Annotated in this window: 19 protein-coding genes; 2 read left to right on the plus strand and 17 right to left on the minus strand. The window is 68.9% G+C overall.

The genetic code is table 11. The annotated features are described in order from the left end of the window. Window positions 1-12 precede the first annotated feature (12 nt). Window positions 13-357 carry a histidine triad nucleotide-binding protein gene (locus IFSED24_RS06175; RefSeq protein WP_491334343.1) on the plus strand — a complete coding sequence of 115 codons (345 nt, stop codon included), beginning with the start codon at window positions 13-15 and terminating at the stop codon, window positions 355-357. On the opposite strand, the gene IFSED24_RS06180 is transcribed toward IFSED24_RS06175, so the two are convergent. From IFSED24_RS06180 to IFSED24_RS06240, 13 genes are all read right to left on the minus strand, one after another. After that, complete coding sequence (locus tag IFSED24_RS06180; RefSeq protein ID WP_491334344.1) at window positions 354-959, minus strand: hypothetical protein; 606 nt, start codon at window positions 957-959, stop codon at window positions 354-356. The genes IFSED24_RS06175 and IFSED24_RS06180 overlap by 4 nt on opposite strands. Window positions 960-1042: 83 nt before the next feature. Beyond that, on the minus strand, window positions 1043-2677 hold the full coding sequence (locus tag IFSED24_RS06185; protein WP_491334345.1) for an ABC transporter substrate-binding protein: 1635 nt from the start codon (window positions 2675-2677) through the stop codon (window positions 1043-1045). 117 nt (window positions 2678-2794) lie between these two features. Beyond that, entirely contained in the window at window positions 2795-7597 is a 4803-nt protein-coding gene (locus IFSED24_RS06190) for a C25 family cysteine peptidase (RefSeq protein ID WP_491334346.1), read from the minus strand. Window positions 7598-7732: 135 nt separating this feature from the next. Continuing rightward, window positions 7733-9034, minus strand: a complete 1302-nt coding sequence (locus IFSED24_RS06195) for a hypothetical protein (RefSeq protein WP_491334347.1) — start codon at window positions 9032-9034, stop codon at window positions 7733-7735. Further along, a complete protein-coding gene (locus IFSED24_RS06200) occupies window positions 9031-9588 on the minus strand; it encodes a hypothetical protein (protein ID WP_491334348.1) in 558 nt (185 codons plus the stop codon). Before IFSED24_RS06200 ends, IFSED24_RS06195 begins: the two co-directional genes overlap by 4 nt. 67 nt (window positions 9589-9655) lie before the next feature. Next, window positions 9656-10945 carry a glycosyltransferase family 4 protein gene (locus IFSED24_RS06205; RefSeq protein WP_491334349.1) on the minus strand — a complete coding sequence of 430 codons (1290 nt, stop codon included), beginning with the start codon at window positions 10943-10945 and terminating at the stop codon, window positions 9656-9658. Between the two features lie 111 nt (window positions 10946-11056). Beyond that, entirely contained in the window at window positions 11057-12193 is a 1137-nt protein-coding gene (locus IFSED24_RS06210) for a glycosyltransferase family 4 protein (RefSeq protein WP_491334350.1), read from the minus strand. After that, window positions 12190-13569: an O-antigen ligase family protein gene (locus IFSED24_RS06215; protein ID WP_491334351.1), complete on the minus strand. Its 1380-nt coding sequence runs from the start codon at window positions 13567-13569 to the stop codon at window positions 12190-12192. The genes IFSED24_RS06210 and IFSED24_RS06215 overlap by 4 nt, the downstream gene beginning before the upstream one ends. Next, complete coding sequence (locus tag IFSED24_RS06220; RefSeq protein ID WP_491334352.1) at window positions 13566-14099, minus strand: hypothetical protein; 534 nt, start codon at window positions 14097-14099, stop codon at window positions 13566-13568. Before IFSED24_RS06220 ends, IFSED24_RS06215 begins: the two co-directional genes overlap by 4 nt. Before the next feature lie 63 nt (window positions 14100-14162). Then, window positions 14163-14717: a hypothetical protein gene (locus IFSED24_RS06225; RefSeq protein ID WP_491334353.1), complete on the minus strand. Its 555-nt coding sequence runs from the start codon at window positions 14715-14717 to the stop codon at window positions 14163-14165. Continuing rightward, window positions 14718-15791, minus strand: coding sequence for an AAA family ATPase (locus IFSED24_RS06230; protein ID WP_491334354.1), 1074 nt, complete (start codon window positions 15789-15791; stop codon window positions 14718-14720). Between the two features lie 188 nt (window positions 15792-15979). Then, window positions 15980-16399: a divergent PAP2 family protein gene (locus IFSED24_RS06235; RefSeq protein ID WP_491334355.1), complete on the minus strand. Its 420-nt coding sequence runs from the start codon at window positions 16397-16399 to the stop codon at window positions 15980-15982. Window positions 16400-16450: 51 nt separating this feature from the next. Beyond that, window positions 16451-16762: a hypothetical protein gene (locus IFSED24_RS06240; RefSeq protein ID WP_491334356.1), complete on the minus strand. Its 312-nt coding sequence runs from the start codon at window positions 16760-16762 to the stop codon at window positions 16451-16453. A 254-nt stretch (window positions 16763-17016) separates the two neighbouring features. Between IFSED24_RS06240 and IFSED24_RS06245 the strand changes: the two genes are divergently transcribed. Further along, complete coding sequence (locus IFSED24_RS06245) at window positions 17017-18834, plus strand: peptidylprolyl isomerase (RefSeq protein ID WP_491334357.1); 1818 nt, start codon at window positions 17017-17019, stop codon at window positions 18832-18834. Window positions 18835-18955: 121 nt separating this feature from the next. On the opposite strand, the gene IFSED24_RS06250 is transcribed toward IFSED24_RS06245, so the two are convergent. The 4 genes from IFSED24_RS06250 to IFSED24_RS06265 all read right to left on the minus strand — a co-directional run bounded on the left by IFSED24_RS06250 (window position 18956) and on the right by IFSED24_RS06265 (window position 23302). Then, on the minus strand, window positions 18956-19378 hold the full coding sequence (locus tag IFSED24_RS06250; RefSeq protein ID WP_491334358.1) for a sigma-70 domain-containing protein: 423 nt from the start codon (window positions 19376-19378) through the stop codon (window positions 18956-18958). Between the two features lie 73 nt (window positions 19379-19451). Beyond that, entirely contained in the window at window positions 19452-20636 is a 1185-nt protein-coding gene (locus IFSED24_RS06255) for a ribonuclease H-like domain-containing protein (RefSeq protein ID WP_491334359.1), read from the minus strand. 16 nt (window positions 20637-20652) lie between these two features. Further along, window positions 20653-22992, minus strand: coding sequence for a DEAD/DEAH box helicase (locus IFSED24_RS06260; RefSeq protein WP_491334360.1), 2340 nt, complete (start codon window positions 22990-22992; stop codon window positions 20653-20655). A 46-nt stretch (window positions 22993-23038) separates the two neighbouring features. Continuing rightward, window positions 23039-23302, minus strand: a complete 264-nt coding sequence (locus IFSED24_RS06265) for a Sec-independent protein translocase subunit TatA/TatB (RefSeq protein ID WP_491334361.1) — start codon at window positions 23300-23302, stop codon at window positions 23039-23041. Window positions 23303-23317: the final 15 nt, after the last annotated feature.

Genomic DNA, 23317 nt, shown 5'->3' on the forward strand with positions numbered 1-23317 from the left:
AAAGGACCAGCCATGACCGACTGCATCTTCTGCAAGATCGCCGCCGGGGAGATCCCCTGCGACGAGGTGGCCAGCGACCAGGACTTCGTGGCCTTTCGCGACCTCAACCCGCAAGCACCCGTCCACGTCCTGGTGATCCCACGCCGCCACGTGGCCGCGTTGACCGACCTGACCGACACGGACACCGACCTCGTCGGCCGTCTCCAGTTGACGGCCACCCGGGTCGCCGCCCAGCTCGGACTGGCGGAGACGGGTTACCGGTTCGTGATCAACTGTGGCGCGGACGGCTGCCAGACCGTCCCCCACCTCCACCTGCACCTGCTGGGCGGCCGCTCGCTGGGCTGGCCACCGGGCTAGACGGTGTAGAGGCCGCGCCCGACGCGCTTGATCCGTTCACTGGTCGACAGCGTGCGCCTCAGGACGTTCTCGAAACTCCCGGCCTTGCTGGCGTAGAGCTTCTCGCCCACGATGGTGGCGTGGATGTCCTTGAAGGTCACGGGCTCGCCGCGCTTCGCCAGGAGGTCGCAGACCACGCTCTCGAGGGTGAGGCGCGGCTTCTTGGCAACCTTGCCGCCGCGTGCGGCCTTGGTGGTGGTCTTCTTCTTGGCAGCTTTCTTGGTCGCCTTCTTGGTCGCCTTCTTGGTCGCCTTCTTGGTCGCTTTCTTGGCAGCCTTCTTGGTCGTCTTCTTCGCGGTCTTCTTCGTCGTTCTCTTGGTCGCCTTCTTGGCTGCTTTCTTGGTCGCCTTCTTGGCTGCCTTCTTGGCAACCCTCCTGGCTGTCGTCCCGGCCCCCACCGCACGCCCCACGACCTGGGCGAGTTTCTTCTCCACCGCCGCCAGTTCCTTCAGCAAAGCGTCGCGCCGCTGCTCGAGCGACTCGACCTCGTCCTTCGCCGCCAGCAACTTCTCGAGATCGGCACGACTCAACTCGGCAAGAAGATGATTGATATCAGCAGACATGGGGACTCCTCAGGGTGGGGTGTAATATTACCGCATGTTCAGCTTAGGAATGCCCGGAAAGGCCGTCAACCATAATTGTAATATTACTCGCCATTGCGAGCGGCCGCCCAGTGTCGATCGGCAGGCGCGATCCACCACTCGAACAGGTTGTTCACGGGTGACAGCATGTGCGGCCTCACACCGCGGAGTCGCCGGTTGATCGCCACCACCTGCCGCGGATAGTAGAGCAACGCCGCGGGCTGGTCGGCGTGGAGTTCCTCCTGCAGGGCGTACCACAGCGGCAGGCTCCGCCGGCGGTCGGCCACCGCGAGCGCGGCGACGAGGAGCGAGTCCACCCGCGCGTTGGCGTAGCCTCCGAAGTTGAACCGGTCGGTGGCGCCCGCCGCGACCAGCGGCGAGGGGTCGGCGTAGAGGTTGGCCTGGAACTCGCCGAAGTAGGCGTCGAAGCGGCCGGTCCTCAGGAAGTCGATCGCCGTGGCCAGTTCCAGCGACCGCAACGTCACCGACACCCCCACGTCCTGCAGGGTCTTGCGCAGGACAGCGGCGCCATTCTCCAGGAGCGGATCGCCGCCGCGGAGGATCAGTTCGAACGCCAGCTTCCGCCCGTCGCGTTCGCGCACTCCGTCCCCATCGTGATCGGCCCAGCCAGCCGCCGCGAGCAACGTCCGCGCCGAGTCGGGTCGGAAAGGATCCGGCGCCAGGTCCCGGTTGTGGTTCCAGAGCGCCGGCGGCAGGTAGGACGCGGCCGGCTGACCGTAACCGGCCAACAGGTCGGTCACGAACCGCTCGCGATCCATGGCCAGCGACAGCGCCCGCCGCACCAGGGGATCGTGGAGCGGGGGTCGCCGCACGTTCCACATCACGAAGCCGAAGACGCGCCCCGTCACCTCCACGAGCCGCACCTCGGGATCCCGCGCCAGACGACGCGCCTCCGACGGCTGCACGTCGTAGACCATGTCGACCTCGCCGGTCTCCAGCGCCAGGATCCTGGCCGTGGGATCGGGCAGGATGCGCAGCACCACCCGGTCGAGCAGTGGCGGGGAGAGTGGATAGCCCGGATTGCGCGCGAGGACCAGCTGCCGTCCCGGCTCCCAGTTCAGCAGGCGATACGGACCCGAGGCCAGCGGGCGCCGGTTCAGCGGCCAGGTCCCCACCGCGGCGGGGTCGAGGTCGCGGACCAGGTGCGCGGGCAGGATGGCATGGGCGGTGCTCTGGATCGGCTGCGCCGGCGGCCGGGCGAAGCGGTAGACCACCGTGGCCGGATCCGGAGTCTCGATGGCGACCACCGCCCGCAGATGATCCGCCCGCGGACTGCCGACCCGCGGATCGCGCAGGAGGTCGTAGGTCAGGCGCACGTCCTCGGACGTCAGCGGTTGCCCATCCTCCCAGCGCCAGGGCCGCAGGTGGTAGGTGACCGCGAGGCTGTCCGGAGCGATGTCCCAGCTCCCGGCGATCATGGGTTGCCAGGTCAGGTCCTCCCCCATCTCCACGAGCCCCGCCTGCAAGACCGAGAGGACCATGCCGGCCACCGCCGAGGTGCGGACCAGCGAGTTCAGGACGTCGGGTTCGCCGGGCAGCGCGACCACCGCGGTTCCGCCGGCCACCGGAGTCGCCGTGGAATCGGCCGCCTCGCCGGACGGCGCCGGGCGGTCCCGCTGGCAGCCCAGCAGGGCGACCGTCACAAGGAGCGCGGCGAATGTGCTCGTGGACCTGTGCATGCAGTGATCTTAGGGGGCGCCGCGATCCTGGTCAACGGGCACCGCGGGGTAACGGAAGCCCGGCTGTCCAGTCGGGGTGGAACCGATGGGACAGCCGGGCTGCTCCGAAGGGCGCGCCTACTTCACGAGGGTCATCTTGAAGGTCCGTGCCTCCTGCGCCTGACGGGCGCGCACGAAGTAGAGCCCGCTGGCCTGGCCGCGACCGCCATCGTCGCGTCCGTCCCAGGTGAACTCGTGCCAGCCCGGCTCGGCCGGTCCGGCGTGCAACTGACGGATAAGACGGCCACGCAGGTCGTAGACCGACACCTCGAGACGGTCCGCGCTGCCCGGGGCCACGTACAGCCGCAGCGTGGTCACGGGGTTGAACGGATTCGGCGCCGGCGGTAAAACGGTGAAGGCCCGCGGCACGCCCGCGTCCTCCACCGGGGTGTAGCTGAACACCCGCGCCTCGCCGGTGCGTCGCGGATTGCCCTGGAAGGTCGGCCAGGGAATGTTCCGCGGGTCGTAGGGGAATGGCATGTCCCAGACGTGGAGCAGATTATCCCAGCTGGCGTAGACGATATCGACGTCGCCGTCACCCTCGAGGTCGCAGATGGTGGGCGTGGCGCGGCAGTGCCCGCTGAGTCGGATGGGGAAGCCCGCGATGGGTGTGCCGTCGGCGTTGAAGGCGTAGATCAGATCGGGCGTCTCGGTGTCGCTGTTGCCCACGGGCTGGACGATGTCCGCCAGCTCGTCGCCATTGATGTCGCCGACCACGGGACTGCCCTCGCTGTTGGCCGCCAAAGACACGGGCCAGCCGGCCATGATCTCGCCGGCGGTGCCAGCGCCGACCCCGGTGTCCACCAGGTAGAGGTCCATCTGGAAGCCGCCGCTGTTGACCGGCCAGAGGATCTCCAGATCGTCGTCGTCGTCGAAGTTCCCCACCGCCGGGCTCGGGCCGGCGCTCTCGTCCCAGTTGGCCTCCACGGTGACCGGGAACCCGTCGTAGAGCGTGCCGTCGTGGTGGAGCACGTAGAGCGTGTGGGCGATGGTGAAGAAGATGATCTCCCGATCGCCGTCATGGTCGAGGTCGGCGATGGCGGGGCTGCAGATGATGGCGCCGCCACCGGTGCTGAAGGGGAAGCCGGGCGCCGAGGAGCCGTCGTAGCGATAGGCCTCCAGGGCGTTGCCGCTGGATTTGCGCGTGCCGAGGATGATCTCCCGGGCACCGTCCCCATCGAGGTCGTAGAGCGCTGGGGACGAGTAGCCCCAGCTCTCGCCGCTGCGCTTGACGAACACACCGTCGGTCTCGGGATTCGCATCGCCGTCGCGCAATTCGGTGCCGTCATGATGCCAGACGTAGGTCCGGCCTCCGATGTCGTTGACCACGACCTCGGGATCGCCGTCGCCATCGACATCGCCCACGGTGGGCGTGGCCCAGTTCCAATCGTCGCCGACCAGCTCGCGCGGCCAGCCGGGCAGCATGGTGCCGTCAGCACGGTAGATGTGGATCTGGTTGTCCACGGCGTGCTCGCTGCCGATGATCTCCAGGCCGGGCTCGCCATCGAGATCGGCCAGTGTCACGCCGGACGGCTCGAACTGACCATTGACACCGGTCAGCGGACCGGTGGTCTGGGCATCCATGTCGCCGTCGATCAGCTCGCCGCCATCATCCTTCCACACGTAGATCTCGTCGGCCCCGACCACGATCTCCAGCCGGCCGTCGTCATCCACGTCGCCCACCGCGGAGTGGCCGCTGGTCTGCAGCTGGAACGGCAGGGGGAAGTTGTCGACCTCGGCCGGCATGGTGCCTGCCGAGACCACCGGGGAGAACGCCCCCTCGAGCAGGTAGAGGTCCACGGTGGTGACCTTGTACCAGTACGGCGTCAACTGCGACAGGCCGCGGTCCTCGAAGTACGCCACGCCCTCGAGCATGTCGATGTTGGCGCGCTCCCAGGGCCCATCCGCGGAATCGGCACGGTACACATGGTAACCGCGGACCCGCTGGCTCTCCGCCACGCCCCAGCGCAGCGCGATGGCGTCGGACGCCACCGTCGGATCGGCCGTGGGCAGCGTGGGTATCGGCGGGGCCACGAATTCCAACGGGTGCACGAAGGTGCGACCGTGATTGTCGGTGGCCGTCAGCTGGCAGGGACTCCGCATCTCGATGTCGGACAACTCGAGCGAGAACACACCACTGGCCGTGACCTCGCTCAGCAGATTGAGGTTGTCCACCGTGGCCCCGTTGGCATGGACGATCACGCCAGGCTGCAGGTTGGTGATCTCCAGGTCCAGGTGATCGAGTCGACCGGCTCCGTAGTTCTTCAACCGGACGGTCAGGTCGAACCGTTCGTTGTCCTCGATGATCCCGTCACCATCACCGTGGACGCTGTCGTCCAGCAGGACGCCCACGATCTCCGGTTCGGGCGCCAGGACCTCGAAGCGGCCGTGGCTCTCCCAGGCTGAGCCGCCGGCGGCGGTGACGGTGACCAGGAGCTCGGCGAAGGTCCCATCGACAAGATCGGCAGGCAGCACAACGCTCAGGGGCTGGCTGTTGACCCCGTAGCCGCCGGGCGCGATGTCGTTCACCGCCGAGGTCCCCGACACCACCTGGACCGCCCCATCGAGGCTCGCGATGTTCACCGTGACGTCGGTGGCGCCGCCGCCGCCCACGTCGTGGAGCAGGAGCAGCAGCGAGAGGGTTTCCCCGGCCTCGGGCTTGCCGTTGGCGTTGCCGCCGGCGCTGTCGTTGATGTTCAGGTTGGACAGCGCGATATAGCTGGTGCTGCCGGCGACCGGCAGATCCTGCTGGGTCCGGGCCAGGCCGGCGCCGGACACGGTGAGCGTGGCCATGCCCGCGGTCTGCGGCGTCACCGAGAGGATGATGTTGCCCGCCTCGTCGGTGATGCCCTGGGCGTAGGTCTCCTCACCCTTCGTCAGGCAGACATCGGCACCGGCCACCGGCTGACCACCGGCCAGCACCTGGATCGGCACCTCCTGCGCCCCCGAGAAGAGGCTCGCCGGTGCCGTGATGTCGGGTGCCTCGGGGAGGCCCATCCAGATGCTGACCGCCGGATCGCCGATGATCACGGCGTTGAGCTGGGTCCAGCGGTCCACCGTGTTGCGAAGAGTGTTGCCGATGTATCGCAGTCGCGCCGAGTTCATGGCATCCCCGGTCCGCAGGATGCCTTCGCACGCCATGGAGGTGTAGAAGGTCTCCTGGTACCCGTAGGAGTTGGAGGGGAAGGCTTCCCGTGCCGCGCCCACCGAGACGATGGATCCGCCATGCGGGTTCTTGACGAACCGCTCCATGAGGCAGGACACGTCGAAGGCCCCCGAGGCGCAGTTCACCGCGAAGAGCATGAAGTAATGCGGTGCGTTGGTCAGCGCATCGGCATCCAGTACCGTGAACTGGGCATCCCCCACCGACATGTTGAAGAAGTGCCCGTGCCCGAACTGGTCGAAATGACCGTAATGCCCCGTGTTCAGGGTGTCGATCAGCGCGGCCCGGGTCAGCGGCGCGTCGCGCTCGTGGTTGATGTCGACCTCGTACATCCGCATGTACTCCATGTCGGTGCACGGGATGAGGATGTCCTCGATGAGGCTGGCGGCATAGAGCGCGCCGTCCAGGGTGATGGGGCCGCCGGGATTGTAGGGATGCGGAAAGAGGACCTCGGCGGCGAAGAGGAAGCGGTTGGTCCACGGTGACGCGGGCGCGGTGGTCTCGTAGGCGATGACCTTGTCGACGAAGTCGGCCACCTCGGCGGCCGTGGACACCGGGGCCCGGCCGACGGCGAGGTCGGGCGCCATGTCGGCGTCATCGCCACGGTTGCTGTCGTTCACATAGGGTTCGGCATACCAGGCATCGCCGTCGGCGTTCCAGTTGCCATCGAGGCCGGCGAAATAGAGGTCCGTGGGGATATCGGTGTGCCCCCCGAAGGGATAGAAGGAGCTGCGGATGTAGCGCGGCGGCAGGATGTCGGTGTCGCCGCCGATCAGCAGGTACTCCACGCCCCACATGGCGTAGGCCCGCTGGAGGAACATGCGGAGGGTCTCCTGGAAATCGGCGCCGTGGCGGAAATTGCTCTCGATCCACTCCCGGGTGACCACCAGGGCCGGCAGCCCCTGGGCGGTGCGGTACTCGGCGAGCCGCTCGAACTCGGGCGCCAGGGCCTCGCTGGTCACGATGAGATAACGCACCGCGCTGCCCTGCATCTCGGGGTTGGGCGAGGGCAGATACGGCGCACCCTTCTCGGTCAGCGCGACCCCGTCCTGGCGCTGGTAGCCGCCCAGCGCCCCGGGGTTCGCCACCAGGCTGCGCAGCTTGGCCTCGAGGGCCTGTCGCTCGCCGGGCACCAGACGTTCCCGCGCCAGCAAGGCCGGCGGCAGCGACGCGCCCGTGGTCTGCAAGCGAATACGATACTCTAGCAGCACCTCGAGTTGCGGCGGCTGATCAGCACTCCCGGTCACCAGCCGGAACGGATGAACGGTGACGGCCAGCAGTCGATACCCGCGCCAGGTATGCAGGCCACCAAACTGGCCCCAGGTTCCCGGAAAAACGCCAGCCACCGGTTCCAGGTGCGACTGTGGCACGAGTTCGCCCTGGCTGGTCTCGAGCGGCCCGGCCAGTGCCAGGCGACCCGGCACGTCCACGACGTTCACCGTGACCGGTTCGATGGTGACTCCGGCCACCGCGAGATCGGCCGGCACCAGCAGCAGCAGGTCGAGCGCCGGAAGGTCCGGCTGATCGGTGACCCCGAGGGGGCGGCTGTCGGCGAGTTCCAGCCGGACGGCGCCATCGGCCAGCGAGGTCCAGTGGTAACTGGCGGGATCGAGTCGACCCTCGTGGAGGATCGGTCCGGTGGCCGCCAGGGCGGCCGTCGCGCAAGCGAGCCACAGCGATCCGGACAGGGCGACGAACAGGGCCTTGTGGCGCAACATTCAGGTCCTCCAGGAAGGTGGGTCGAACCAGGCGTCGACCAGGCAGTCGTGCGCCCCGGACACCGGCTGTCCAGGGCCACACGAGAGAATCATCATGATACCATAAATAACATAACTGGTCAATTCGACATCGGTTTACCGGAATGGTGGCATGGGTGCGTCCAGGAGCCGTATCTCCCCTGGCGACAACGCCATGGCCAGTTCCGACCCGGACTCCTCACCCGGCACGATCACCAGCCGCCGGGACCGCGTCAGGTTCCGGACGACGAGTCGCTCCCCACGCCGCGTGCAGGACGTACCGCGGCGCATCAGGGCGGCCAGCTCGGCGTCGACGAGATAGAGCGGAGCGTGGCCATCGACAGCGGCGAGCAGGGCATGCAGTTCGCGCAGCCCGAGGGCGGGCACGGCCGGGTCCAGGTGGGTGAAGTTGATGCGGTGCACCTCGACCACCGCGGGTTCGCCCCGGCGCCAGGCATCCTGCACCTCGGCGATGGCGGTCCGCGTGATCTCGCGCGGTCGCTCGGCCTGCACCGGCTCGAAGCGACAATTGCGCTCGAGGTAGGCCCGGTCCTGACGCGTCCAGCGCGCCCAGGTCCGGTGCGCCAGCTTCTGGATCCGCCCCACCCGGCCGCGCCACGAGGCCATCCGCTGCTGGCGCTTGCCCTGGATTGTGCGCAAGTCGCGCGACAGCCAGAGCGCCTCGTGGTGATCGTTCCAGACGTAGTCCGGCGCCATGATCGAATGGGGGGCCGTGCCGAACAGGTCGCGGAACAGCATCAGGTTGCGGTCGAACTCGGCGCTCACCGTGGCCGGATCACGCCAGGGCCCCAGCTCCCAGGCCCGCTCACTCGCGGGAAAGAGCAGGATCTGATGCGCGGCGGCCCGGGCCACGGCGGGGTGCGCAGCCGTCGCGGCGCGGCGGCGATCGGGGTCGTAGTGCCAGCGGCCATGCAGTTCGGGTTGCCACACTCCGGCCGCCTGGCCGGCCCGGACCGCCGTCCAGAGCCCGGGACGCTCGAAACCGGGCGGCACATCCGGCAATTCGTGAATGGTCCAGACGGCGGCGCTGTCGCCCGTGGCAGTCTCATATCCCAGCGAGGCCATGATGTAGTTCGCCTGCAGCACAGCCGCCAGACCGTCGCGGCCGTGATGGGCGGCCAGCGCCTGGCAGAGGTTGCTCACCGCGTCGCTGTCCTCGAGGGTCGAATGCCAGTAGACCGGCGGAAAGCGGCCCGGCGCGAGCGCCTCACGGTCCAGGCTCGCCAGGGCCGTGCTGTCGGGCAGGAAGCCGCAAAGGCCCCAGTCATCGCTCTGGAGGCAGACCGCGCGCGCCCGGCGCCAGTCCACGGCGCCGGGACTCCGCCCCCAGACCAGGCCCACGCCCAGCCCCAGCAGGATCACGGCCGTGGCCACCCAGGTGTTGGCTGATCGTTTCATCGCACGTCCTCATCGCTCCACCGAGCCCACCAGTACTCTCCATAGTCTAGACCATCACGCCGGATGGCCGCCACCAGCCGGGCGGCTTCATCCCCGGCGGCAGCCTTCCCGCCGCTCAGCCAGGCCAGGACCGCCGCCAGGTCGGCCGGCCAGCTGTTCGGTTGGGTGGACGCTTGCCACCGCCCGCCCCAGTCCCAGTGCGCGAGGCGCTGCTGGAAGGTGGCCAGAGGCAACAGCGGTCGCCTGGACTCGGGTGTGACGCGGGCGAGGAACGCCTGGAGATCACGATAATTGCGCGCCGCAGGTGGGCGATCGCGCGGTTCGTCCTCCAGGATCCAGAGCGAACCCCCGGGCGCCACCAGCTCACGCCAGGCTGCCGGACCCGTGGCGCGGACCCGGGGCCAGAGGTGTCGCAGGAGGTTGGCCGCCACCACCAGCGAGAAGCGTCGGCGCAGAGGCGGATCCAGCGCGTCGCCACGGATCTGGGGACGGGCTCCGGCGAACGGTCCGGCGCGATCGAGGGTGACGGGCTGGACGCCCTGAGCATGCAGCAAGGCCGTCAGGCCGCCGTCGCCACACCCGAGTTCCAGGATTCCCCCGGGGGCATGATCCCGCAGGTCGTCAATAAAGGTCGCGGGAAGTGGGGAAAACGGCATCCTCGCCAGCCCCCTCGGAGACGTCGCCGGAATCGGTCTTCTCGTCGGTCGGCGGCGTCATGTCGAGATCTCCGCCGGCGACCTTCTTGACCTGGTGCACCGGCTGGCGGGCGGCATGCAGGTCGATGATCTCGGCCACGCGTCGCTCGACCATGCCCCGGCGCTCGACCAGTCGGTCGTCGAAACCCAGGGCGTACAGCAACTCGGAGAAGAGATCCCAACCGCTGCGCCGGTTCCGCAGGTGCTGCAAGGCGCCCAGTTGAGCGGCGCCCATCCAGGCCGCCATGGCGGGCAGGCCCAGCCAGGCCAGCTCGAGCACGTCGCTGAGCGCGAAGAGTCCCGATCCCGCGGTCACCAGCAGCAGCGTGCAGACCGCGCGGCCAGGGCTGAAGCCGAGGCGCAGCAGGCGGTGGTGGAGATGGTTGTCGTCGGCGGTGAAGATGGAGGTCCGCCGCCGGTAGCGACGCACGATGGTCGTGGCCGTGTCCCAAATGGGCACCACCATGGGCGCCAGGAGGATGGGCAGGGGCACGGCGGCGTTGCGGCCCAGGTTGAGCATGAGCGTGCCCAGCACCAGGCCCATCCACATGCTGCCCGAATCGCCGAGGAAGATCTTGCGGCTCGAGACGTTCCAGTACAGGAAGGCCATGGTCGACCCGGCCAGCGTGGTGGCCAGCAGGGCCGAGGTGGCTTCGCCGAAGGCCACCGCCAGCGCGGCCAGGAACAGCGCCCCCAGGACGCTGATGCCGCTGGCCAGGCCATCGAGGCCGTCGATGAGATTCATGGAGTTGATGAAGCCCAGATACCAGAAGAGAGTGAACGGCCAGGACCAGCCGCCCAGTTCGACCGACCCCACCACGGGCAGCACCACCGACTCGAACCGCTGTCCCAGGAGCATGAGCCCGAGGATGATGATCAGCTGGCCGTAGAGCTTCTTCTCGGCGTGGATGCCGAAGCGGTCGTCGCCGACACCGAGGGCCAGGATGACGAGCCCGGCCCCGATGAGGATGGCCAGCCATGGCCAGGGCAAGGCCATGCGCAGGACGAAATGCTCGAGAAAATAGAGCGCGCAGAAGAAGGAGATGAAGATCGCCATGCCACCGGTGCGCGGCACGGTCTCGCGATGAGGCCGGCGATCACCGGGATGGTCCACGATCTCGGTCAAGAAACCGAGATTCCTGAAATGCGGCTGGACGAGCCAGGACATGACGAACGCCACGCCGAAACTCACCAGGGGTACGATCCCTCGTTCCACGTCTCCTCCGAATCGTGACTCCGTTCCCTCGGAGCGTGATGCTCAAGAGCGGCCCGAAGTTATCGCAATGCCCCGCAAGCGGCAATATCTATTTGAAACCACCATGGTCACTCAGGAGGACACTCCCAGGACCCGACAGTAGGCCGCGACGGTCGTCGCAGCCGTGGTTTCCCAGGTCCATTCACCCCAGCGCACGCTGCCCAGATTCGCCAGATGCCGGGGCAGAGCCGCCTCGTCCGTCAACCGGTGCATCGCGGCAACGATGGCCCTCTCGTCGTGCGGATCGACCAGCAGGGCCGCTGGCCCGGCCACCTCGGCCATGGCGCCGCCGTCGCTGGTCAGCACGGGCAATCCCGCGGCCATGGCCTCCAGGATCGGGAACCCGAAACCCTCGTGCAGGCTGGGAAAGAGCAAGGCCCGCGCCAAAAGATACTGCCGCCACAATTCCTCGGGTCCGCAGTAGTCCAGGACCTGGACCCGGCCCGCCTCGGCCAGGGGGCTCAAGATCTCATTCAACCGGCTGTCCTGCCAGCCTCGTCCGCCCACCAGGGTCAACCCGGGCGCGGCGCTACCCTGGTTCTCACGTTCCCCCAGAAACGACCGGTATGCAAGCAGCAATCGCTCCAGGTTCTTGCGCGGCTCGAGGGTGCCCACGAAGAGGAACGGGGCCTCCGGCGGTCGTTCCGCGGGGGCGACGGCGCGCCGAGCCGCCCAGCTGGGTGTTCCGAAAGGGGTCACCGAAACCCGTCCGGCCACCGCGGGGAAGCGCAGGCAGACATCATCGGCCGTGGCCCGGGAGTTGCAGACCACGGCGGCGGCACCGCGTAACGACCGCGGCACGAGCGAGCGATAATAACTCCGGCGTGGCTCCTCGATGGTGTGCGGAAACCGCAGATAACCGAGGTCGTGCACCGTGACCACGGTGGGGCACGGGGACCACAGCGGGGCCACGAACTGCAGACAATGCAGGAGGTCGGCGTCCAGACGGCGCAACAGACGGGGCAGCGCCAGCTGGGTCCAGAGCGCCTTGCGCAGGGTCCCCCCCCGGGCGCCGGGACAGGCGACGAGCCGCCAGCCGGGGCGGTCGGCCAGATCTTCGAGCAGCTCGGGAGCGGTGCAGAGCACCACGAAGTCGATCCCACGATCCGCGGCCGCCAGCGCCGTGGTCAGCTCGATGATCGCCCGGCCGACTCCCGTGGGTCGCGAGCGCAGTAGCAGCGCGTCCAGGGCCACCAGGGGGCGCTTCACGGTTTCCTCCTCGCGGCGACCGGTGACGGCGGCAAGGCGGCCAGGGCGGCCAGCCAGAGCCCCGGCACCACCCAGAGATGCGGCAGGTTGTATTGCGAGAAGAACTGGAGCTGGATCGCGAGGCCACAGCCGCCGGCAGCCAGGCCGGCCAGCCGCGCCTGGCGGTCCGGGCTGTTCGGCCGGGCCAGGGCCCGCCAGGTGGCCGCGAGCAGGGTGCCCGAGGCCCCGGCCAGCACCGCGAAACCCACCAGGCCGGTCTCACAGAGCACGAGCAACGGGATGTTGTTGACCACCGGCCAGGTGAACTGGCTCTGCAGCCCGGACAGGTCCACCAGGGCATAGAAATGGTAGGGGAACTGCCCCCAACCCACACCCACCACCGGCGATTGCAGGAAGGCGCGCCAGGCGGCCTGCAGGCTGTAGAGCCGCGTGAGGTTGGACCAGTCGGTGCGATCGAGGGTCTGCGCCAGCCTGCGACCGGGCCAGAGCAGGGCCTCGGGCCCGGCGAGCAGGGCCACCAGGGCCAGCCCCACCAGCAGAGCGCCGCCCAACCAGGCCAGGACACGACGGTCGGGCCCGGCCAGCCCCGCGCGCCGCCGGAGGACCCACCAGACCACTCCGGCCACGAGCGCCGCCAGCCAGGCACCACGGCTCCAGGTCAGCAGCAAGACCACCGTCGCGACCAGCACGAGCCGAGGTCGGCCCTGGCTCGCCAGGAAGGGCAGCACGCCCACCAGGTAGCTGCCCAGATAGAGCGGTTCGCACATGGTCCCCCGCAGGCGGGGAAGGACGGTGAACCCCTCGAGATAGAGTCGTTCGGACCCCGAGAGGATCCCGGGATTGCTCGTCAGGATCCGCTCCAGGCCCGTCATGCCGGGCAAGGGCCGGAGCTCATGGACACCCTGGATCAGGGCATAGGCCACGAGCAGCCACGTCGACCACGCGAGCCAGGCGGACGTGGCCCGCCACCGCCGCCAGCCCACTGTCCACAGCGCGGGATAGGCCAGGAATCCGGCCATGACCGCGATCTGGACCATCTGACGGACATAGCGGGGCCAGGCCTCGCCGCTGAGCAAGGGGGCCGGCTGGAGCATCAGGCCCAGTCCAGACAGCACCAGGGCAGCGGCCCCGACCAACCCCCAGGCCAACCAGGACCGCACTGGCCAGCGCTGCCAGAGCCGCCGCTGTTCCTGGTGGCGAGGGTCCAGGAGGTCGATGGCGCGAGCGCACCAGGCAGCGGCGAGCAAGAGGTAGGCCGGCTGCAGTCCCGTGCCCAGATCCACGCCGCTGAGCGACCGGACCAGGCCGAGCCCCACCAGCGGCAGGGAGGCGAGCGCGGCGAGGTAGCAAATGTCGGCGAGTCGGCGCGATCTCATGAGGAGCGGGTACGGCGACGGGCCAGACGCAGGAGCAGGGCGGTGGCCAGGGCGAGTCCGGCCAGCAGGATCAGGTCGGCATGGAGCGAGCGGCCGGTGGCGGGGCGGCGGTAGACCAGGCCGGTGGCCGTGACCTCCAGACGGCCACCGGTCAAGCAGATCACGACCCGGCCGTCATCCAGGTAGAGCGGTGTGTCGATGTCGTAACTGCCAGGTTCGCCGGTGAACAGGCCCGTGGCGCCAGCGCCCACCAGGGGCGGCGATTCCAGGCGGAACGCCAGATCCCGGGGACCATGCTCGAGCCAGGCCAGGCTGTCGGGAGTGGTGATGACACCCTCCGGCCAAGCCAGCGCCTGACGTCCCAGCGAGGGCAACGGCTGGGCCACGAACCCGCGGGTGGTGTCGCGAGCTGCCTCCACGACCAGCAGGAGCGTCCGGGCCGCCGCCGAGGAGGCCGTCCCGACGAGCACGAGCAGCAGGAGCGCCGCACAGGCTCGCATCAGCCAGGAATGAGTGCGCTGGAAGTCCATGCCGCGCACCTTAGCGTCCGCCCGCCACCCAGGCAAGCAGGATGTCCCGCCCGGATCGGCTGCTCATCGCCCCTGACGGACGATGGCGGCCAGGTCCGCCGCCTCGTCCCCCAGCCAACCCAGGCAGTGGAGTCGGACCATGGCCCGGGGTACGGCGGCGGCCGCCAGTTTCTGGGCCTGCCGCCGCAGCGACGGCCCTGGCGGCGCCTCGCCGGCCTGGCCTTGGCCGAACCAGAACACGGTCAGCCGATCCGGCCTGAGAAGGGCGGCCAGCCGGCCGAGGGCCAGGCTGGCCACGAGCGAGAGCCCCTCCGTACCGCGCGGGCACCAGATCAGGTCGGGGCACGACTGGCCGAGCGCCTGCAAGCTGGCGTCCCGCTCCCAGCGGGCCAAACGAACGCCGACGGCCGACCCCAGATCGTGGCCGCGCACCGCATCCCGACCGTCGACCAGCGCGGCCAGGGTGCCTCCGGTATCGGCCGCACCAGGCGCCGCGACGCAGACCATGCGCCCGGCCTCCTGCCCGGACAGGAAGACATCGGCCACCGAGGCCAGATGATGGCGACCCGCGGCCCTGGGCTCGCCGTAGGTTGGAAATCGCTCGGCAGCGCTGGACATCTAGGGCACCGCCACCAGGCTATTGGCGCCCCCGAACTCGTTGGTGATGTTCTGCTCGTTGTGCGGATCGGGCACCCAGATGCCATCGACGATGTAGCGGTACTCGTAGCGACCGGGCTCGATGGGCAGCAGGCACTCCCAGTGGCCATCCTCGCGGCGATAGAGCGGGGTCCCCTGGGCCGACCAGTCGTTGAAGGTCCCGGTCAAGCGAACGTCCTGGGCACGCGGGAAATCGGCGACGAAGCGCACGCCCTCGTGGGTGGGTTCGGGCCCGTGCAGCAGGGCCGCCCAGTGGTCGAGCGCCGTCACCGAGAGGTCGACGGCGTGACCGGAGATCTCGCGCGCCAAGTCGCGGAAATCCTGAGCGCCCCGCGACCCGTGGTCGTGGTCCAGGATCGAGCAGCCGCGTTCCGCAGCCTCGCGCAGCCGCACGGTGGGGTGCACGATGGTGGCGAGCAGGGCCTCACCATGGCGCTGCTGCAACTGGTCGCGGATGGCACGGGCATGCCGCGAGCGCAGGTCGAAATTCGACAGGAGCACGCGGCAAGTGAGCTCGTGTCCGCGGCGCTGGCGCAGCACGTCGAGGGTCTCGTGCAGCTTGGCGGCGCCCTGCACGCTGTAGGTGCTGGCGTCCACCGGCACGATGACCTCGCCACTGGCCAGCAGGGCATTGAAGGTGAGCAAGCCCACCGACGGCGGGCAGTCCAGCAGGATCACGTCGTAGTCCAGGTCCGAACGTCGCATGGTGTCGCGCAGGCGGTGCTCGCGGCCGTCGACGCCGGCCAGGCGCTGCTCCACGGCGCTCAGCTCGACCCCGGCCGGCAGCAGGTGCAGGCGATCGGCCACATCGACCCGGGCATCCTCCACGAGGATGTCGGTGGTCAGGTAGAGGTCGTAGGTGGAGAGGGAGAAGTCGCGTTCGCCATAGCCCAGGGCCAGGGAGGCGTGCCCCTGCGGGTCGTTGTCGATGAGCAGGACCCGCTGCCCCTGGCGGGCCAGGGCGGCAGCGAGGTTGACGGCGGTGGTGGTCTTCCCGCAACCGCCCTTCTGATTGGCGAGGGCAATGACTCTCATGAACGAATCCTTTCGTCATGATGCCGGAGCCGGTTGCGTCTGCTCGGATGCCTGTTCCGTCCGTGGATTCCGGCGTTCCGTAGCTGGTCGGGCCTGGCCCTACCTGGTTGTCGGTTCAGGATCCCCTGCCGTCCGGAGAGCTGTCAAGCGGTAATGTTTTCCTTAGGGAAAAAAATGAAAGCGTCGGATCAGAGGCAGGCCAGGGCGAACATGACGCCGCACACCGCGCCCCCGGCCACCTCGCCCCAGGTGTGCCCCACGAACTCGCGCAGATCCTGGGCATCGAGATGATGGGTCCGCTTCATGGTCTCCACCAGGTCGTTGACCAGCCGGGCCTGGTGTCCCACCTCCTGGCGCAGACCCGTGGCCTCGAACACCACGTAGAGCGCGAAGACGAGCACCAGGCTGAAGATCGGAGCGTGGACCCCGACGTCGTGTCCCACCAGCACGGCCAGGGTCGCCACCGAAGCGGTGTGGGACGAGGGCATGCCCCCGTTGCGGAAGAACAGTCGCGGCCGCCAGCGACGGTGCGCCAACAGTTCCAGCAAGACCTTCAAGGCCTGGGCCGCCAGTCCGCTGAGGATGGCCAGGACCCCGACGTTGAGCATGCCATCTCCTCGCTCCAGGCGGCCGCCAGCAGGTCGCCAGGTACCGCTCCACTACCCAGGGATCCCCCGCAGGCCATGTTCGAGCCAGACCGGCTTCTGGGCCCTGAAGGATTGTTGCATGATGAAGTCGCTCAGCGCCTCGCGCAACACCTCATCCGCCTCGAGCGCGGGCACGCGCGCCAGCGGCGAGCGACCCTGTTCGGACCAGGACGCGTTCACCTGGGCCAGATCGAGGTCGCCAGCGCGCTCATGGGTGGCGGTGGCGGGGTCGCCGTCAGCCTGGAGCGGGCGGAAGAAGGATTCGAGATCGGGGCCATGGGCCGGAACCTCGATTGTCCTGCGCGTGCGTTTGACGCGTTTCATGCAGGATTCCTCCCGGAGGCGGCCAGGCATGGAACGGTCGGCAATCTACTTGGAAACGAGACGATCCGCTCTCCGATGAAGCCGCGACTTGAGGAAAGGCCCGGTCATGTGTTATCTTTTCCCGTTCGGTCGATCGATCACACATTCCCGGCCGGGGAGCTCCACCCCGTCCGGGTCGTTTTGCGCCGGCCATCGCTGGCGTGACAGCAGCCCGTCGCCGACCACGGCCACGGGACACCGGGAGTTCGATTAAGATGTTCAAATTCCTCCGCTCCAACGCGAAGTTCTTCTACTGGATCATCGCCGCCACCTTCGTCGCCTTCATCTTCGTGGCCTGGGGCATGGACATGGCCGGCAGCCGCGGCGGACCGCGCCAGGGCGCCAGCAGCGTGGGGTCGGTGGACGGGATGGAGATCTCCGCCCTGCAGTACGACCGGGTGGTGCAGGACATCCAGACCAGCTACCGGCGCAACAGTCCCGACCAGGCCCTGACCGCCAACCAGATCGCCATGGCGCGCGAGCAGGCCTGGCAGCAGCTGGTCCGCGAGCGGCTGCTGCAGTCGGAGATCGAACGCCTGGGCCTGACGGTTTCCGACGAGGAGATCGTCCGCCTGTTCAAGGAGAACCCTCCCCAGGAGGTGCTGGCCGCGTTCCGGACCGAGGACGGCCAGATCGACTACCAGGCCTATTACGCGGCGCTGGGCAACCCCGCCAGCGGCATCAACTGGGTCGAGGTGGAGAACTGGGTGCGCATGACCCTGCCACGCCAGAAGCTCATCCAGATCCTGGTGGCGGGCGCCTCGGTCACCGACCAGGAGGTGCGCGACCACTACCTGGCCCAGACCGATCGCTGCGTCGCCGAATACGTGGGCCTGGCGCTCACCGACATGGCTCCCGACTACGAGCCCACCGAGGAAGAGATCCTGGCCTATTACGAGGCCCACCCCGGCGATTTCCTCCAGGGCCCGCAGGGCCTGGCCAAGGTCGCGGCCTGGGAGATCGCCGCCTCCGCCACGGACTTCGACGAGGTGCGGCAGCTGGCCCTGGACGTCAAGGGCGAGCTGGAGCGTGGGGACCGGACCTTCGAGGAAGCCGCCGCCGTCTATAGCGAAGACGGTTCGGCGAGCCGCGGCGGCGATCTGGGCACTTTCGACCGCAACCGCATGGTGGCGCCGTTCACCGAGGCCGCCTTCGCCCTGCCCGTCGGCCAGATCTCGGACCCGATCCAGACCCAGTTCGGCTTCCACCTCATCGAGGTTCTCGAGCGGATCGAGGAAGACGGCGAGGTGACGCAGATCCACGCGCGCCACATCCTGTTGAAGGTCACCCCCAGCGAGAACACGCGCGATGCGGTCTACGAACACGCCGCCCAGTTCCGCCGGTCCGTCACCGCACAGGACTTCCTGACCCTCGCCAGCGCCGACACCACCTGCGAGGTGCTCAGCCCCAGGCCGTTCTTCGAGGGTCGGGACATCCCCGGCCTGCGCCAATCGGCCGCCGGCGGTCGCTTCGTCTTCCGCGCCGAGCCCGGCGAGATCAGCCCGCTGATGTACTCCGAGGACCACGTCTACGTGGTGCTCGCCGAGGGGATCCAGCCCGAGGGCGCCCAGGAACTCGAGAAGGTCCACGGCCAGGTGGTCCTGGCGCTCAAGCGCGAGCGCCAGCAGCAGGAGGCGACCGCCAAGCTCTCCCCCGCTGCCGGCCGCATCCAGCTGGGTGAGTCCATGGCCGAGGTGGCCGCCGAGCTCGGGCTGCTCCATGCGGTGACCGACACCATCGGCGCCAACGCCAACATCGCCGACGTGGGTTACGCCACTCCGTTCAACACCGTGGCCCTGCGTCTGGAAGAGGGCGACTTCGTGCCCGAGGTGGCCACCAATCGCGGGGTCTTCGCCCTGAAAGTCCTCTGGGCCAAGCCCCTCGACGAGGAGGATTTCGCGGCGCGCCGCGACCAGATCCGCACCCTGCTCATCCAGCAGAAGCAGAATGCCATGCTCGAAGCTTGGATCCAGGAGCGCGAGGAGAGCGCGGATATCCGCGACTATCGCGACGAACTGGTGGCGGGGTTGTAACGGCGTCGAGTCGAACCGTTCCACAGGGGCCCCTGCGATGGATCTCGCCATGGCGAGGATCCAGTGCAGGGGCCCTGCTGTGTCTGGACGGGGCGCGTCGGCCCGGTCAGGGGGGTCAGGGTCAGCCGTCATCCCCGAACGGATTCCGGGGCTTCTTGCGGAAGAGCTCGTCCATCTCCTCGAGCTTCTGGCGGCGTTGCTGCTCGATGCTGCCGTCGGCGAAGAGCTGCGACATCTTCTCGGCCTCGGCCTGCTTGCGCCGATCGAAGTCGGCCAGATCCTCGGCCAGCGCGTCGTCGCGTGTTTCCGTGAGATCCTCGATGCAGCGGTGGTCGCGGATCTCGAGGTGTGTCTCGAACGCGCTCTCGACCAGGACCGCTGCCCCGAGATCCTGCAGCGCCACCGCCTGCATCCGGATCGTCGACTCGGGCAGTTCGAGCAGCTCGGCCACCTCGTCGGGCCGCGGCGAACGCTCCAGGCGGTGCGAGAGCACCCGGATGGCAGCCAGCAGGAGATGGGCATCGTGGCGATCGAGGTTGGGCATGGGCAATCCTCCGCGGGTCATGGTGTTGCCGTGGAAGCATAGCCACTGGAGCGAACCGCGGCAATCCCGGGAGTCAGCGACCTTCGCGGCGCTGTTGCAACCGCCGCAGGCGATGGGTGTCGCCCAGCATGGCGGCGTGCTGCAGGGCCTGGTCGAGGTCGGCCAGGCGGTGTTCGTAGAGCACCGCGCCCTCGTAGTGCAGCCGCGTCTCGTCCGGCCAGCGCGCCAACCCCAGCCGCACCAGCGCGGCCACCTGGGGCCAGTCGGCCACCCGCTTGAGCAACCGGATGGCATCGACCAGCCCGGCCAGTGGCACCGGCTCGCCCCCGACCGCGGCCTGGGCCAGGGCGGTGGCCCAGGCCGACGCCAGGGTGGTGTCCCGGCGGCGCTCCGCCACCAGGGCGCGGCCCCAGGCCTCGGCCCAGGACCCCGTCCACGCCAGCGGACCGCGAGTCAGTTCGGCGGCAGCCGCGGCCACCGCGCCCAGCACCAGCCCCAGGCCGTCCATGTCGCGGCGGTTGTGACGGAGGACCTCGGGCAGGCAGCCCGGCGTTCCGGTCTGCAGATAGGCCTGATAAGCGGCCGGGATCAAGGCGCCCTCGATGTCGCCCGGTCCCCTCTCCCGACCGCAGATCGCCTGCTCGATGGTCTGCTGGCGGCAATCGGACAGCCCGCGCCCCCAGAGCCGCCGCGCCGCGGTGAGCAGATCCCAGGACGCGAGGTCGGCGCAGGGATCTTCGCGGCGGCAGAGCAGGGCCCTGGTCCGCAGCAGCGGCAGATCGAACGAACCCCCGTTGTAGGTGACGACTACCCGGAAACGGCCGGCCAGCTCGGCCAGCTCGGCCAGCAACGGCGCCTCCCGGCCCGGCCCCGACAGGAAGAGCTGGCGAACGGTCAACGCGTCGCCGCTCCACCAGGCCAGTCCGACCAGGAAGACGAGGGTCCCCGTGCCGCCAGCCAGACCCGTGGTCTCGGTGTCGAGGAACAGGACCTCGTCCCAGCGCAGGTCCGCAGGGACCCCGGCGGACAGGATGCCATCCAGGATGGGCACCGGTTGGGCGGGGGTCGGCACCTCGGGCCGCCGATCCTCGCGAACCCAGCACGACCCCGTGGCGGTCGACGTTTCCACCAGGCCCAGCGCCTCAAGGGAACGGCGGTATTCCCGATCCAGCGCCGCCCCGCCGCGGACGCTCGCCGCCGTGGACCCGGGTTTGCGGGTCAGGCCATCGAGACGCGCCAGGCGCTTGCGCAGGTCCACGGGTCGGCCTCCGGGATCAGTTCGCCGAGAGCTGGTCGCCGAACGGCGGCGCAGATTCGCGGCCGGTGGCGGGCGTGATCAGGCGGCCGTCGGCGGCGCGCGCCAGCAGCCAGGCCGCACCGTGCTTGGCGCGGTCGCCCGACTCCACCACCGCCCCCACGCAAGACGGGCACCCGTGCTGGCAGGGACAGCGGCGCACGTGCGCCAGGGCCGCTGCGCGGATCTCCTCCCACTGCTGGAAGATGCGCCGCGCGAAACCGACGCCGCCTGGCACCGCGTCGTAGAGATAGAGGGTCGGCGCATCAGTGAACGGCGCGCGCACCATGGCCTGCGCGTGCAGGTCGCGGACGTCGGCCATCACGAACACCGGGGCCACGGTGCCCAGCAGGTGGGCCAGGCCCTTGAGCGCGTCGCCGAGGTCGAGGCCGGCCGCCACCATCTCGTCGGCGATGGCGGGCGGCAGGCGCCACCAGAAGCTGGTGGTGTGCATCTCCATCTCGGGCAGGTTGACCTTGCCCGCGCCCACGTTCTCGTGCGTCCCCAGCTTGATCTTCTTGTACACCGTGACCTTGTCCACCAGACCGATCTCGCCGGTGCCCAGATCGCCCAGGTGGGTGTCGGGCCGGGTCTCGTCGGCGTCGAGGGTCTTGAGTTCCACCTTGCGCTGGGCGTCGGTGTAGTAGTCCACGTTCACTGGCTGGACGTAGGCCTTGCGCCGGTCCCAGTCGAGGTTGTCCACGTGGTACTGCTGGGCGCCGTGGATGTAGACCGCCTCGTCATGGAGCATCTCCTGCGCCGAGAAGAGATCCATCTCGCCGATGATGCGCCCGCCCGGTACCGACTGGTCGATGATGACCACGTTATCCGGCGCCGCCGACCGCAGGCTCACGTCCTCGGCCGGATACGTGTCGGCCATCCAGTGGTAACGGCCGTCGGCAGCATGGAGCACCCGCTCGTCGGCGAGATAGTCGAGGATCTCGGTCACCCGCCGGCCGCCGAACTCCTCGTCCGCGTGGAACGGGAGCTCGAAGGCCGCGCACTTGAGGTGGCTCATCAGGATGATGAGATTTTCGGGATCGATGGTGGCGTGCTCGGGTGAGCGGCCCAGGAAGTAGTCGGGGTTGCCGAGGATGTACTGGTCGGCCGGCGAACTGGTGCCCACCAGGACCACGGCCGAGAGATCATTGCGCCGGCCGGCCCGGCCGGCCTGCTGCCAGGTCGAGGCCACGGTGCCCGCGTAGCCGCACATGATGCACACGTCGAGGCGCCCGATGTCGATGCCCAGCTCGAGGGCGTTGGTGGAGACCACCGCGCGCACCGATCCGTCGCGCAGCCCCTGCTCGATGGCGCGCCGCTCGGTCGGCAGGTAGCCGCCACGGTAACCGCGGACATCGCCACCCTTGATCCCCACCCGGCGGCCGGCCTTCTCGAGATAGGTCAACAGGAGTTCGACGCGCATGCGGCTGCGCGCGAAGACGATGAGTTGCACGCCGGTGGCGAGGAAGCGCTCGGCGATGCTGCGCGTCTCCTTCACCGCCGACCGCCGGATTCCCAGCTCCGGATTGACCACCGGCGGGTTGTAGAAGATGAAGTGCTTCTCGCCGCGCGGTGCGCCGTTCTCGGCCACCAGCGCCAGATCCTGCCCGGTCAGGCGTGCGGCCAGTTCGTCGGGGTTGGCGATGGTGGCCGAACAGCAGATGAACTGAGGGCGCGAGCCGTAGAACGCCGCGATGCGCAGGAGCCGCCGCAGGACGTTGGCCACGTGGCTGCCGAAGACGCCCCGATACTGGTGGACCTCGTCGACCACGATGTAGCGCAGGTTCTCGAAGAGCTTCACCCACAGCGTGTGGTGCGGCAGGATCCCCTGGTGCAGCATGTCCGGGTTGGTGATGACGATGTGGCCGCTGCTGCGGATGGCGCGCCGCGCGGTCTCCGGGGTGTCGCCGTCGAAGGTGTGGATCTTGATGTCCGCGCCGGTCGCCCGGGCCACCTCGTGCGCCTCGTGCATCTGGTCCTGGCTCAGCGCCTTGGTGGGGAACAGGTAGAGCGCGCGTGCCTCCGGGTTGCGCAGCAGGGCGTCGAAGACCGGCAGGTTGTAGCAGAGGGTCTTCCCCGAGGCGGTGGGCGTGGGCACCACCACCGAGCGTCCGGCCAGAGCATGCTCCACCGCGGCTGCCTGGTGGCTGTAGAGGCGCGTGAGGCCGCGCTCGCGCATGGCCGCCACCAGCCGGGGCTCGAGGGCCTCCGGATAGTCGGCATACCGGCCCTCGCTGGCAGGGATCACTTCCCAGCGCGTGACGTGGCGCACGAAGCGGTCGTCCACTCGCAGGCGGCTCAATAGCTGGGCTAGATTCATGGCGGCCTCCGTGCCGGACAGACGGGCCGCCTCGGTGCCGGATGGGTCAGGAGTCCTTGGGCCGCTCCGGGGTCTCTTGCTTGGGCGGCTCGGTCCCGTCATCCTCCACATGGCGGCGGGCGTCGTTCAGTTCCCGCTTCACCTCGTCCGAGGCTTCCCTGGTCGCAGATTTGAACTTGCTGATGGACTTGCCGAACGCCTCGGCAATCTCCGGCAGCTTGCGCGGACCGAAGATGATCAGGACCAGGGCCAGGATGATGAGGAGCTCCTGCCAGCCGATGGGGCCGATGAAGCCGATGAACGGAGCCATGTTGCCTCCCGAACG

The sequence above is a fragment of the Candidatus Latescibacter sp. IFSED24 genome (assembly GCF_058273205.1).